Consider the following 12835-nt stretch of genomic DNA (forward strand, 5'->3'; position numbering starts at 1 on the left):
AGAAGGGAAGATGACAATATGCCGGAATTGCCGGAAATGGAGAATTACAGAAAGCTGCTTAGCCAACATCTAATAAACGTGCCCATCACAGGGGTAACCGTAAATAGAGAAAAAACCATCAATATGGAGACTGAAGAATTTGTGAATGGGCTGGTCGGTGCCCGAATTGTATTCGTGGAACGCCGTGCCAAGCATATTCTTTTCCATCTGCATGATGGCCGCAGACTGCTGCTGCACCTGATGCTGGGCGGACTACTGTTCTATGGTACAGAGGAAGAACGTCCTGACCGTACTACACAGGTTGAGCTTGCGTTCGGTGAGCATATCCTCTACTTCATGGGACTGCGGCTGGGGTATCTCCATCTGCTGTCTGTCAAGGAAGGCGAAGCGGCAATGGGGAAGCTTGGACCCGAACTGCTGGACCGCCGGATGACGGCCGAACGCTTCGCCGGACTGCTCAAGGGACGGCGCGGCGCACTGAAGAGTCTGCTGGTTAACCAGCATGTAATGGCTGGTATCGGCAACTGCTACGCCGACGAGATTGCTTTTGAAGCCCGTCTGCTTCCGTCTACGCTTGTTCAGAATCTGTCACCGGAAGCGGTGACCCGGCTGTACGACAGCGTGCGTAAGGTATTAACCGAAGCCACTGAAATCGGCGGGTACATGGAAATGCCGTTCATGACCGGCGACACTGTGACCGGTTCTTATAATAATGCCTGTAAAGTGTATGACCGTGAAGGCGAGCCTTGCCTGCGCGACGGGGGAACCATAGTGAAGATAGAGCTGTCTGGACGCAAGGTATTCTATTGCCCGGATTGCCAGCATGACGCATAGCCCCTTCATTGGGGCGCATGTCAGCATACGCGGCGGGTACGGGCAGGCTGCCCGGTCCGCCAGGGAGAGCGGTGCTACATGCTTTCAGTATTTTCCGAAGAACCCCCGCAGCCTGAAGCTGAAGCCGGTAGACTACCGCGATGCAAGTGGCTGCGCGGAATACTGCCGTGAGCAGGGAATGGCTTCCATTGCCCATACCCCGTATCCGACGAATCTGGCTGCTGGCCCGGGCGACAGAGAGGTGATGATTGCCTCCCTGCACAACGATCTGGAGATTGCCGAGGCGTGCGGATCGGTGGGCATTGTGGTGCATTTCGGGCATTTTGCCGGGAGGGAGCCATTGCAGGGTTATCAAAATATAATACAATGTATGAACGAGGTACTGGCAGACTGGACGGGACATACCAAGCTGCTGCTTGAGAATATGGCAGGGAATCATGGGCACGAGGGCATGACTCCCGAAGAGCTGGTCAAGGTCCGTGAGCTGTGCCGCTACCCGGAGAAGATCGGCTTTTGCTTCGATACCTGCCATGCTTTCGCTGCAGGCATCTGGAATCCGGAGCAGACGGACGAGCTTATCGTACGCGGTGAGCGGCTGGGGTACTGGGCGAATCTGGCGGCTGTGCATTTGAATGACTCCCGGTTCTCCTACGGCTCCAGGCGGGACAGACATGCCGGAATCGGCAGCGGTTATATCGGGGAAGCGGCGCTAAGTCGACTTTTGAAGATGGAGGCCCTGGCTGGTAAAGTGATCGTTATGGAAACAGAAAAGGGACCGGATGGCACGCACAGAGCGGAAATTGCTGCTGTGAGGACCTGGTTAGAGGCGGGGGATGATGGAGAATGAAGGAAATGAATCAGCCGGAGCTGCTGGAGCTGCTGGCCACGAAGGGCGAGCCGCTTGTCCTGTTTCTGCATACCCCGCTATGCGGAACCTGCAAGGCAGCCCGGCGGATGATTGAGGTGGCGGAGCATCTGCTTCCGCCTGGCCTTTTAATTACGGAGGGGAATGTCAATAGGCTCCCTGAGCTGGTGAACACCTATCAAATCTCAAGTGTGCCCGCACTGCTGGCCGTATCTGCTGACCGCAGCGCTGAACCGGACATCATCTATTCCATTCACTCTGTTGAACGGGTGCTGGCATACATAAGGAGAGTGACATTATAATGATATCATTACAACATCTGTCCCTGCGCAGGGAGGAAAGCCTGATTCTTGACGATGTATCGCTTACCATGAAGCAGGGGGAGAACTGGGTCATTCTCGGACGTAACGGCTCCGGCAAAACCACCCTGCTGGAAATGATGACCGGCTATCTGTTCCCCAGCAAGGGTTCTGTTGAAGTCCTGGGGTACAAGTATGGTCAATGTGATCTGCGCGAGGTACGCAAGAGAATTGGTTATATCGGCCCGTCCCTGATGGAAAAGCTCTCGCTTACCGACCCTGTCTGGGAGGTTGTCGCTACTGGAGCTTATGCGTATTTACGCTTCTACCAGGAGATTCCGCAAAGTGTGAAGGACCGGTCGCTTAAGCTGCTGGAGGAGATGAACCTTGGCGAACTTGCCTTTCATCCGTTCGGCTTGTTATCCCAGGGGGAGCGCAAGAAGGCTATGCTGGCCCGCTGCCTGATCGGAGAGCCTAAGCTGCTGATTATGGACGAGCCTTGCGCCGGTCTTGATTTATATGAGCGGGAGAAAATGCTCGCCGAGATCGACAAGCTGCGGCAGCATAATGTTGGAGTGGTGTATGTCACCCATCATGTGGAGGAGATTGTTCCGCTCTTCACTCACGTGGCCCTGATACGTGACGGGAAGCTGGCAGGTGCCGGTCCCAAGGAAGAGGTACTGACGCAGGAGATGCTGATGGCTGCCTACGATCTTCCGGTGACGGTTGACTGGGATAATGGACGTCCCTGGATTAAAATAAGTTCTGGAGGCACAACGATTTGAACGATGTTACGGAAGACAAGATCATTTCAAGATATATCTGCACGGCGAACCATGGCTTTGCCCCCTATGCGCAGGAGGAGCTTAGACGTCTGTTCGGAGCGGTGAAAAGCACCTTGCTGCTGCCGGGAGAAATCTTCCTGGCCACACTTGAGGCGGAGCCGGAGGAGGTAGAGCAGCGGCTGGCACAGAATCTGCCGATCTTCCTGCGCCACATCCAGCCTGTTGATTTCCAGGACACCGGCGATCTGCCGGCTCTGGAACGGCTGGCGGTATACTTAAGCCGTCGTACGGAGCTGCAAAGCGAGAAGGTGTCGCTGCATGTCCGTAAAGGCTCGTCCTCCTTCTGGGATCAGAGTCCGGGGGAGCTGCGTGAGTGGCTGCAAGAGCGGCTGGACACCCTTGGTGCCGAGTTCACGGTGCAGGAGCCCGCTTGGGTGATCTCCGTCTATGCGGACGGTGATGCACTATATGCCGGGGTATCCCGGCCGGAGGCGAACCTGTCCAGCTGGAATGGCGGCATGATCCGCTTCCGCAAGGAGGACGGACAGATCTCGCGGGCCAAATTCAAGCTGATGGAGGCGGAGAAGGAATTCGCGATTCCGTTCTACAGCTTCAAGAATGCGGTTGATATCGGCGCTTCTCCGGGCGGCTGGACCTCGTTCCTGCTGGAGCGCGGCCTCAAGGTTACCGCTGTTGATCCAGCGCTGATGCACGAATCCTTACGTAAGAATCCGGCACTCAAGATTCTGCGCAAAAATGCCGGAGAGGTCAAATTCCGTGAGAACGAATTCGATCTGCTGGTCTGCGATATGAGCTGGAGCCCAAAGCTGATGGCTAAGCTGGTCACAGAGCTGCTGCATAGCCTGACACCGGGCGGCAGCGCAATTGTTACGGTGAAGCTGATGCACAAGAAGCCAATGGCGGTGATCAAGGAGATCATCACCATGTTTGAAGGCCAGCGGATGCAGGTTCAGCGTGCGAAGCAACTGTTCCACAACCGGGATGAGATTACACTTTATATGATTAAGTATTAATTCATATTGCAGGATTAAGGGAAAGCATCCCGCAGTCTGCACCTCTGGCCTCGTGCCGGTTACGGTGCGGGCAGTGGGGGCTTTTTTTGCGTTATACATCACTCTATATGAACAGGCGGGGAAGAGATGGAATTCACAGGAAAGCTAAGACCCGGACAGATTCTGGGAGGGCGTTATTATGTAACCGCGCTGATAGGGACAGGCGGAATGAGCCGGGTATATCTGGCGGAGGATGTACGGCTGCCGGGTATGCTGCGGGCCATTAAAGAGAGCGTAATCCGGGAGGGGAGTTATGGTGCGGGCGCCATTCAGGCGGAAGCGGAGCTGTTAGTCTCGCTCCGTCATCCTCTGCTGCCGCAGATTGCGGATTTCTTCCCGCCGGACGCTGACGGCTACACCTATCTGGTGATGGATTATATTGAGGGCATCACCCTGCATCAGTATATGGCAGAGCAGCCTGCTGCAATGACGGGGAAGCGAATCCTAAGTTATGCGCGGCAGCTGCTGGAGGTGCTGCATTATTTGCACAGCCATGAGCCGGCAATCATCTACCGGGATCTCAAGCCTTCGAATATCATGCTGACTGGAGAGCATGAGCTGAAGGTCATTGACTTTGGGATTGCGCGCAGGCTGAGGGGCGGCTCCGGTGAGGACACCGAGAAGTTAGGGACAGCCGGATTCGCAGCGCCGGAGCAATATGGCGGCGGGCAAAGCAGCCCGGTGTCAGACCTGTACGGGCTTGGCGCACTGCTGCTGTATATGGCCTCCGGCGGGGAGTTCAGCGCCTGGCAGCCCGGGATGGAGCGGAAGCTGCAGGGGCGTCTCCCGGGCCGGATGATTCCGGTCATCAGACGGCTGCTGCGGCATCACCCGGAGGAACGGTATGGCAGTGCTGAGGAGGTAAGGGCAGCCCTCCAGCAACTGGAGATTGGCGGTGCGGGGGAAGATCGACATGAGCGGACGAACAAGCGCAAGGCTGCGGATGACAAGCAGTCGTCGCAGCCGTCTGCTGTGGTGGTGGCAGTATTAGGGGTGTCCCCCGGGATAGGGACCACTCATACCTCGCTTGCGGTCAGCCGTTGCCTGTCGCCCGCAGGACGGACGGCATGGGTAGATTGTAATCCCGGTTCGCAGGTATTTAACCGCATGAAGGAAATGGCGGGGAGCCCTGAAATAAGCGGTGTTCAGGGGACACAGGAGCAGCCGTTCACCTGGATGGGGGTAGACTACTGGAAGCTTCCACCTTCGGAGGGACTCCCGCAGGTGCCGGATCAAGCCTATGTTTACATCGTCATGGATCTTGGAACCGGCGGCAGTGAGGAGGCGCTGGAAGCGTTCACCGGCAGCAGCTTCCCGTTATTGATTGCCTCCGGTGCAGATTGGCGGCTGAAGGATACCTTGCACTGGCTGCGCCGCAGAGGTCTGACTCCCCGTCCGGAATGGCGGATTGGTCTGCCGCTGGCCGGGGAGCATACTGTGGAGCTGCTGGCTTCCTTGCTTGAACCTGCCTGTGTATGCAGCCTGCCGCTTCAGCAGGACCCTTTTCAGAGTAAAGGGAAGCTGGTTCAGGCCATTAGGGGGCTGCTTGGACCGCTTAAAGGTGCCCGCTTTCCTGCAAAGAACAGTAGATTGTTTCAGAAAAAGAGCTAACCGCTCATGGATTTTTGACAGTTTTCAGAAATCGGGCTTTATTTCTATTTCAGTGGAGGGTGCAAATGTGCTAAAATGGAGCGATATCTATAATTATTGAACCTCTTGGTATTTACAATATAGAATGGAGCTTGCAGAGAATTTATGAGTTTACTTAGTGTAGAAGACGTTTCCCATAATTTCGGGGACCGGGTATTGTTCAAGGATGTGTCTTTCCGTCTGCTGGATGGAGAGCATGTGGGAATCGTGGGTGCGAACGGCGTGGGCAAATCGACGCTGATGAATATTTTGACCGGCAAATTATTGAAGGACAACGGCAAGGTGGAGTGGACGCCACGGGTCCGTTACGGATATCTGGATCAGCATACCCTGCTTACCGCCGGTAAAACCGTGCGTGATGTGCTTAAGGATGCCTTCTTGCCGCTGCTGGAGCTGGAGCATGAGATGATGGCGATTACCGATAAAATGGGGGAGGCGACTCCCGAGGAGCTGGACCTGCTGCTTGAGCAGATGGGCGACATTCAGGAGCAGCTCGATATCGGCGACTTTTACCTCATCGATGTGAAGGTTGAAGAGATGGCGAATGGACTGGGCCTGACTGCAATCGGTCTGGACCGGGATGTCACTTCCCTGAGCGGGGGACAGCGGACCAAGGTTCTGCTGGCGAAGCTGCTGCTGGAGAAACCGAATGTACTGCTGCTCGATGAGCCTACCAACTATCTCGATGTGGAGCATATTGACTGGCTGACAAATTATCTGAAGCAATATCCGTATGCGTTCATGCTGATCTCTCATGATACGGAATTCATGAATAAGGTGGTCGATGTGATCTATCATCTGGAGTTCTCGAAGCTGACCCGCTATACGGCCAATTACGAGAAGTTCCTGGAGATGGCGGGGATGAACAAGGCCCAGCATATTGATGCATACGAGAAGCAGCAGGATTTCATCAAAAAGCAGGAGGATTTCATCCAGCGCAATAAAGCGCGTGCCTCTACCTCAGGCCGGGCCAAGAGCCGCGAGAAGCAGCTTGGACGGATGGAGCGGATTGACAAGCCGGAAGAGGCGATGAAACCTGTGTTCCAGTTCAAGGAGAGCCGGGCCAGCGGGAAGACGGTGTTTGAGGGCATTGATTTCGAGATCGGGTATGACCGTCCGCTGCTGCCAAGCAAGCTGAATATGATGATTGAACGCGGTGAAAAGATTGCGATTGTCGGCTACAACGGGGTCGGGAAATCGACGCTGCTCAAAACGATTTTAGGCGTGATTCCTACGTACAGCGGAAAAACCTATCTGGGAGATTACCTGAGTTCAGCCTATTTCCAGCAGGAGCTGAAAGCGGAGAACATCACGCCGATTGAAGACGTATGGAATGAATTCTCTGGTCTGACCCAGAATGAAGTTCGTGGCCATCTGGCCCGCTGCGGTCTCAAAAACGAGCATATCACCCGTCCGATGAACATGCTGAGCGGCGGTGAGCAGGCGAAGGTACGCCTGTGCAAGCTGATGATGCGTGAGAGCAACTGGATTCTGTTCGATGAGCCTACGAATCACCTTGATATTGTAGCCAAAGCTGAGCTTAAGCGGGCGCTTATGGAATACAAGGGTACAATTCTGCTGGTATCCCATGAACCGGAATTTTACGAGGATTGGGTGACGAAGGTCTGGAATGTGGAGCAGTGGTCGGCACAGACCGTATAACAATGGAGTCCGGGAAAAGTGGAGGTCTGCGCTTTTCCCGGTTTTTTACCAAAAACCTACGTACTTAGGGGGCTGTTCAGAAATGGGTCCTGACCAAAAAACGCCGCTCCCGGCTTCAGCAGCCGGCAGGGATGGCAGATATTCAAGACAGGTCCGCTTCGCGCCGTTCGGCGCAGCAGGACAACAGGGACTGGCACGTTCCTGTGTGCTGGTCGTTGGCATGGGGGCGCTGGGGACAGGGATCGCCGAGACATTGGCCCGCTGCGGGGTAGGGCGGCTTATCCTTGTTGACCGTGACTATGTGGAATGGAGCAATCTGCAACGCCAGCAGTTGTATACGGAAGAAGATGCACGTGTGCGGACGCCCAAGGCGGCTGCAGCCTGTACCCGGCTGATGGCGGTCAATTCGGAGATTGTGATCGAGGCCCATGTGCTTGATGTGCGTGCAGAGGAGCTGGAGAGCCTGCTTCCCGGCGTGGATTTGATTATGGACGGGACGGATAACTTCGATACCCGGCTGATCATTAATGACCTGGCGCAAAAGCACGGCATCCCCTGGATCTACGGAGCCTGTGTCGGAAGTTACGGCATTACATATACGATTCTGCCGGGTGAAACCCCCTGTCTGAATTGTCTGCTGGGCACGATCCCGCTGGGCGGGGATACCTGTGACACGGCGGGCATTCTTCCGCAAGCGGTGCAGATGGTTACCACGAACGGAACGGCCGAGGCGCTGAAGCTGCTCGGGGGATTCAAGGACAAGCTGCGCGGCAAGCTGCTGACCTTCGATATCTGGTGTAATGAGCAGCAGGAGATTGGGGTTCAGACGGCGAAGAAGAACGATTGTCCCTCATGTGGTGAATCACGGAGCTATCCGTATCTGTCAGCTTCTAACACAGAGCGCAGCGATGTGCTGTGCGGCAGGGATACGGTGCAGATCCGTCCGGCACACCGCAGAAGTCTTGATCTGGAGGAGACGGCTGCCCGCTTGTCCAGGCTGAATAGCGGCAAGGTGGAGAGCAACCCGTATCTGGTTTCTTTCACAGAGGAGCCGTACCGGATGGTTGTGTTCGCAGACGGGAGAGCCTTAATACATGGAACCAGTGATATCGCTGCCGCCCGCAGCTATTATCACCGGTATTTCGGATAATGGAGGAGATCACAATGAACAAGGGAACCATCCGTCATATGGCGGTATTTACACTGAAATCTGCCCCGGATTCAGAGGAGACCAGAGCTTTTCTGCGGGATGGAGCTGAGATTCTTAGCGCTATTCCTATGGTCGGGAATTTCGAGGTCCTGCGTCAGGTCAGCGTCAAATGTGAGCACCAGTACGGCTTCTCGATGGAGTTCGCCGATCAGGCGGCTTATGATGCCTACAATAATCATCCGGCGCATCAGGCCTTTGTAGCAGAGCGCTGGGACACCCAGGTGGCTGCGTTCCAGGAGATCGATTTCGTACAAATATAAGAAATTATAGGTTTCACACGATTAGTACCGCAAAGAGACCATTCCCCCGAATGGTCTCTTTGTTTTACGGGAATTCTAAGCATCATCTGCGGCGGCACAGCCGGTGCAAGACTGGTGGAGGGGGACGATCTCGGTGAATGAAAAGATCGCATGGTACATACCCGGACCGCACCCGGATAGCCTTGAAGCAGATGCAGACAAAGAGGAGCGGGCAACGGGCCATACCAGGCTTGAGGAGGCCATCCATAGCCTTGGGATAACAACAGCAATAAGCGAAGACATGGATAGTCTTCGCTTATTGCTGTCAGGCGGTGAGCCTGTGCTTCTGCTCGCGGAGCTGGATGAACCCGGAGGCTGGGCGGGCTGGGAAGCCGTCTCGGAGGTGCGGAAGGAGGGGATGATTCTGCCGGTAATGGTCCTATCCGGGGGAACACCTGAAGACAGAGGGGAAGCGGCTGTCTCCGTATTCGATGCCGGGGGCAACGAATATATGGAGAAGCCTGTACATACCGGTGAGTTCAAACGCAGATTATTGAATTTACTTAAGCTGACAGGCCGCCGTAGAGATACGGCCACGCTGCTTAAGGTGGACGGATTGATTCTTGATCCCGGACGCCGGCAGGTCAGCAGGGATGGAGCCGAGCTGAAAATGACCCCCAAGGAATTCGATCTGCTGTATTATCTGGCAGAGAATCTGAATGAAGTCTGTCCCCGGGCTGAGATATTGCAGCAGGTGTGGGGGTATCATTTTCATGCGGACACCAATGTGGTAGATGTGTACATCCGGCATCTGCGACTGAAGGTGGATAAAGGCCGCCGGAATAAACTGATTCATACGGTGCGTGGAACCGGATATGTACTGCGGACACCGGAGAGCGGGGCCACAAGCTGACGGCCGCTGCGAAGCAGCTCTCCGGTTATTAGGACTTGTACTCTCTTGGCACAAGCTACATTTAAGCTTCGCGCTGTTACAGTACGCGGCGTGATTTCAGATAGGTTTTTTTCCAGTTCCCTGAATTCAGATCTGAAATGGTCACACCGGGTGAGCCGTAAGTGTGAAGAATCTTGCCATTGCCGGCATATACAGCCACATGGGTGACGTTCTTGCCGTTGGCCCGGCTTCCGCTGGAGAAGAACACCAGATCGCCGACACGCAGATTGGCTTTGCTGACCGATTTACCCATTTTAGATTGGGCTACGGACGTACGGGGAAGATCTACACCATATTTTTTGAAAATATATTGAGTAAAGGAGGAGCAGTCAAAATAACGTGTGGTTGAAGTGGAGGCACCGAACTGGTAACGCGTACCCAGGTACTTTTTGCCGAAGCTGACCACTTTGGAGCCGGTGGCAGATGCGGATACGGAATCGGCACTTACAGAATCGGCAGATACAGCATCAGCGGATACAGCTGAAGCGGCGGCAGGGGCTGTTCCTGCTCCGGTTGCGAGTAAGGCGCTGAACCCGATTGTTGTGCACAGACCAATAGTCATTGCTTGCTTAAACCAATATTGCTTATTCATGTTGTATACCTCCAAGTTTGTAATCTATTTTAGTAGTTTCGTTCTCTGATTCGTAGTATAGCAGGTTATGACAGACCTAAATTATGGTAGGGATGGTCTAAAAGCAGGCGGGATATACAATGTAAGCGTTATATTAAAATCGCATTAAAAGTTACAAAATATTAATATTTAGGCGAATATGTCGACAAAAAAAGCCGAGGAACCCTTGATACTCAAGGGGATTCCCGGCTTTTCGATTTTGAATCAAAGGTTACAGCGATGTCTCCAAAAATCTATGTATTCAGTCCTTGCTCTGAATAATCAGCAGCAGTCCGCTCTCGATATGAACGGTTCCCCAATGCTCCTGCAGCACATTGCTCACGGCCAGGGATTGGCCTAATTTGAGGGTGGCGTTCTCCAGCGGATATTGAAAGCCCTGAAGGGTGATGCCCGTTACCTCGGGGGTCAGAGGCAGCAAGGAGACATAGTTATACCCCCGTTCCTCTACAACCGCCTGAGAGCCGGTAAGTGTAATGTAGTTGTTCGCATCCATAATAGAGCAGGCTACCTGCCGCTGCAGCGCTCTTGTCATCATCTGAATACTGGCCAGCGTATGGTCCAAGCGTGTCCCCGTTACCCCGATCATCAGAATAGACTGCGGTTGGAGGTTCAGGGCAAGATCCAGGGCCATTTCACTGTCGGTGAGATCTTTATTGACCGGATCACAGCTGATCGTCTCCTTGCTTCCCGCCTGAATCCGCTCCAGTGCCTCAGGAGAGACAGAGTCGAAATCACCGACGGCAAGCTGGGGCGTGAAGCCATGGTCAATCAGGAACAGCGCTCCCCGGTCAGCACCGATAATATAATCCTCTTCATCTAATAAGCGCAGGCATTCCGCTGTCAGTTTACCGCCTGCAACAATCACAATACGCCCGGATGGCAATAGCTCCCCCTCCTTATAATTGAATTAAGTTCATCATCCTGAACAGTATATAGCAGTTTCAAAAGTTGTACAATTGCCGCACTGACGCTAAAATAAGGTTAGTGCGGCTGGCCGCACCCATCCATTGAGGATGATAAGGTATGCTTGAGCGCAGGAGGTGAGAGGGATCGTTAACGTGTTGTTTGTATGTCTGGGGAATATTTGCCGTTCGCCGATGGCAGAGGCTGTGCTGCGCAGCAAGATTGAACAGCGTCAGCTTGCGGATCAGATCACAGTGGATTCTGCAGGAACGGGAGACTGGCATATCGGGAAAGCGCCGCATGAAGGGACAAGGCGTATCCTTGATCTGCATGGTATCAGCTATGAGAATATGAGAGCAAGACTGGTTGCCAGTGAGGATTTCGAGAGATTCGAATATATCATCTGTATGGACAAGTCCAATGGGGAGAATGTGCGGAAAATTCCCGGCGGTGAGCAGTCCAAGCTGTTTTTCTTCATGGATCTGTTGCCGGATGAGGAGCTTCGTGAAGTGCCTGACCCGTATTTCACCGGCAATTTTGAGCAGGTCTATGATTTAATCAACGCCGGTTGTGATGTGCTGCTGGAACGGATTATTAAGGAGAAGCTTTAAAATATAAGGATATATATGTGTTACACTATAAATTATCCTTCTATTTCTCGCTGAAACGGTACCTTCCTTTAAAAGGACGGCAAAGCCGTTTCCGCTTGGCAGGCATAGTGTTACAGCCGGACCGGTTGCCGTCCTTAAAATGTAAGGAACGGCACCGTATGTCCGATTGAAGATGAAAGCGCAGTCAGTCGTGCTGCATACATAAGTTCGCAAGATGTTCACTTTTGGGGTTCTATTTGCTGTTTCAGGAGCTGAAGAAATAGAGTAATGATTCCGGGAGCTCTTTTTGCCAAAAACCCCAAAGATGCTGGCCGTTCTTCTCGCGGTAGGACACCGTGGCCCCCTTGGCTTCAAGCATGGCCTTGGTCTCACGGTTCATCTCCACGAAATCATAGACGCCTGTATCGGTCTTATAGTCGCGTTCTTGAAGTCCTACAACCATATTGATCTGAAGCCAGGAGAGATCCTCCTCTTGTGCTAACAGCTCGCGGGTCTCGGGATAGTAAGCGCCGGAGAGGCTGAGTACACGGCTGAATAATCCCGGATACGCCAGCGCCAGGTGGAGGGAGACACTGCCGCCCAGGGAATCACCGGCTACGATTCGCTCCTCGGGTGAACGCCGGACAGGATAATTATGTTCAATGTAGGGAATAATCTCTTCGGCGAAGCATGCGAGGTACTGCTTGAAGCGGCTGCCGAACGGAGCGTATTCAGCGGTGCGGACTGCCACGTTCACTTCGACGCCCACTATAATGAAGGGTTCCACATCCTGCTCCAGAATCAGCTGGCCGGCCAAGGTAGCAATCCTGCCGAAGTTGAAGAATTCTTCACCGTCCTGGCAGTAGATGACGGGATAGCTGAGTACTTCATTATATCCGGGGGGAAGATAGATACGCAGCTTGCGCTCTTCCTGCAGGTGTTCACTCCACAGTGTTTGTTTTACAATTGTACGTTTCAGAAAAACAGGTTCACTCATTGTCAAATCGTCACCTTTCATGTCGAATTTTGCTTAAGACTTAGTGTTGCGTTAAAATTAGCCAAGCGGCAAATGTGGGATATATCATTTACTTGATAAATATCCTTTAATCTGTTATAGGATTTTTCAACGCCTGTTATACATA

At 53.5% G+C, this 12835-nt stretch carries 14 protein-coding genes; 11 read left to right on the plus strand and 3 right to left on the minus strand.

Annotated features, from left to right (window positions below; translation table 11 throughout):
• Window positions 1–18: 18 nt before the first annotated feature.
• The 10 genes from MKX42_RS15950 to MKX42_RS15995 all read left to right on the plus strand — a co-directional run bounded on the left by MKX42_RS15950 (window position 19) and on the right by MKX42_RS15995 (window position 9530).
• Window positions 19–834: an Fpg/Nei family DNA glycosylase gene (locus MKX42_RS15950; protein WP_340753336.1), complete on the plus strand. Its 816-nt coding sequence runs from the start codon at window positions 19–21 to the stop codon at window positions 832–834.
• Entirely contained in the window at window positions 824–1681 is an 858-nt protein-coding gene (locus MKX42_RS15955) for a deoxyribonuclease IV (protein WP_340753337.1), read from the plus strand. The genes MKX42_RS15950 and MKX42_RS15955 overlap by 11 nt, the downstream gene beginning before the upstream one ends.
• Window positions 1678–2001: a thioredoxin family protein gene (locus MKX42_RS15960; protein WP_340753338.1), complete on the plus strand. Its 324-nt coding sequence runs from the start codon at window positions 1678–1680 to the stop codon at window positions 1999–2001. Before MKX42_RS15955 ends, MKX42_RS15960 begins: the two co-directional genes overlap by 4 nt.
• A complete protein-coding gene (locus tag MKX42_RS15965; protein WP_340753339.1) occupies window positions 2001–2783 on the plus strand; it encodes an ABC transporter ATP-binding protein in 783 nt (260 codons plus the stop codon). The genes MKX42_RS15960 and MKX42_RS15965 overlap by 1 nt, the downstream gene beginning before the upstream one ends.
• Window positions 2780–3817, plus strand: coding sequence for an SAM-dependent methyltransferase (locus MKX42_RS15970; protein ID WP_340753340.1), 1038 nt, complete (start codon window positions 2780–2782; stop codon window positions 3815–3817). Before MKX42_RS15965 ends, MKX42_RS15970 begins: the two co-directional genes overlap by 4 nt.
• Before the next feature lie 126 nt (window positions 3818–3943).
• Entirely contained in the window at window positions 3944–5467 is a 1524-nt protein-coding gene (locus MKX42_RS15975) for a serine/threonine protein kinase (protein WP_340753341.1), read from the plus strand.
• Window positions 5468–5611: 144 nt separating this feature from the next.
• Window positions 5612–7168 carry an ABC-F family ATP-binding cassette domain-containing protein gene (locus tag MKX42_RS15980; protein WP_340753342.1) on the plus strand — a complete coding sequence of 519 codons (1557 nt, stop codon included), beginning with the start codon at window positions 5612–5614 and terminating at the stop codon, window positions 7166–7168.
• 82 nt (window positions 7169–7250) lie between these two features.
• Window positions 7251–8318: a ThiF family adenylyltransferase gene (locus tag MKX42_RS15985; protein WP_340753343.1), complete on the plus strand. Its 1068-nt coding sequence runs from the start codon at window positions 7251–7253 to the stop codon at window positions 8316–8318.
• Window positions 8319–8332: 14 nt separating this feature from the next.
• A complete protein-coding gene (locus MKX42_RS15990; RefSeq protein WP_340753344.1) occupies window positions 8333–8638 on the plus strand; it encodes a Dabb family protein in 306 nt (101 codons plus the stop codon).
• Window positions 8639–8771: 133 nt separating this feature from the next.
• The gene (locus tag MKX42_RS15995; protein ID WP_340753345.1) at window positions 8772–9530 is read left to right on the plus strand and encodes a winged helix-turn-helix transcriptional regulator; all 759 of its coding nucleotides are present in this window, start codon (window positions 8772–8774) and stop codon (window positions 9528–9530) included.
• Between the two features lie 76 nt (window positions 9531–9606).
• Here MKX42_RS15995 and MKX42_RS16000 read toward each other — a convergent pair whose 3' ends face one another.
• Both MKX42_RS16000 and MKX42_RS16005 read right to left on the minus strand, forming a co-directional pair.
• Complete coding sequence (locus MKX42_RS16000; RefSeq protein WP_340753346.1) at window positions 9607–10161, minus strand: C40 family peptidase; 555 nt, start codon at window positions 10159–10161, stop codon at window positions 9607–9609.
• 280 nt (window positions 10162–10441) lie between these two features.
• Window positions 10442–11083: a thiamine diphosphokinase gene (locus MKX42_RS16005; RefSeq protein WP_340753347.1), complete on the minus strand. Its 642-nt coding sequence runs from the start codon at window positions 11081–11083 to the stop codon at window positions 10442–10444.
• A gap of 166 nt (window positions 11084–11249) precedes the next feature.
• Between MKX42_RS16005 and MKX42_RS16010 the strand changes: the two genes are divergently transcribed.
• Window positions 11250–11714 (plus strand): low molecular weight protein-tyrosine-phosphatase, encoded by a 465-nt coding sequence (locus MKX42_RS16010; protein ID WP_340757698.1) that lies wholly within the window; start codon window positions 11250–11252, stop codon window positions 11712–11714.
• Window positions 11715–11958: 244 nt separating this feature from the next.
• Here the strand turns inward: MKX42_RS16010 and MKX42_RS16015 are convergent, their stop codons facing one another.
• Complete coding sequence (locus MKX42_RS16015; protein WP_340753348.1) at window positions 11959–12690, minus strand: alpha/beta hydrolase; 732 nt, start codon at window positions 12688–12690, stop codon at window positions 11959–11961.
• Between the last annotated feature and the right edge of the window lie 145 nt (window positions 12691–12835).

This window comes from Paenibacillus sp. FSL R7-0204 (genome assembly GCF_038002225.1).
GTDB lineage: Bacteria > Bacillota > Bacilli > Paenibacillales > Paenibacillaceae > Paenibacillus_AQ.

Excerpts from the sequence above, each read along its gene's own strand:
- MKX42_RS15950 (WP_340753336.1), top strand. The coding sequence starts at position 19 with ATGCCGGAATTGCCGGAAATGGAGAATTACAGAAAGCTGCTTAGCCAA.
- MKX42_RS15955 (WP_340753337.1), top strand. The coding sequence starts at position 824 with ATGACGCATAGCCCCTTCATTGGGGCGCATGTCAGCATACGCGGCGGG.
- MKX42_RS15960 (WP_340753338.1), top strand. The coding sequence starts at position 1,678 with ATGAAGGAAATGAATCAGCCGGAGCTGCTGGAGCTGCTGGCCACGAAG.
- MKX42_RS15965 (WP_340753339.1), top strand. The coding sequence starts at position 2,001 with ATGATATCATTACAACATCTGTCCCTGCGCAGGGAGGAAAGCCTGATT.
- MKX42_RS15975 (WP_340753341.1), top strand. The coding sequence starts at position 3,944 with ATGGAATTCACAGGAAAGCTAAGACCCGGACAGATTCTGGGAGGGCGT.
- MKX42_RS15980 (WP_340753342.1), top strand. The coding sequence starts at position 5,612 with ATGAGTTTACTTAGTGTAGAAGACGTTTCCCATAATTTCGGGGACCGG.
- MKX42_RS15985 (WP_340753343.1), top strand. The coding sequence starts at position 7,251 with ATGGGTCCTGACCAAAAAACGCCGCTCCCGGCTTCAGCAGCCGGCAGG.
- MKX42_RS15990 (WP_340753344.1), top strand. The coding sequence starts at position 8,333 with ATGAACAAGGGAACCATCCGTCATATGGCGGTATTTACACTGAAATCT.
- MKX42_RS16000 (WP_340753346.1), bottom strand. The coding sequence starts at position 10,161 with ATGAATAAGCAATATTGGTTTAAGCAAGCAATGACTATTGGTCTGTGC.
- MKX42_RS16015 (WP_340753348.1), bottom strand. The coding sequence starts at position 12,690 with ATGAGTGAACCTGTTTTTCTGAAACGTACAATTGTAAAACAAACACTG.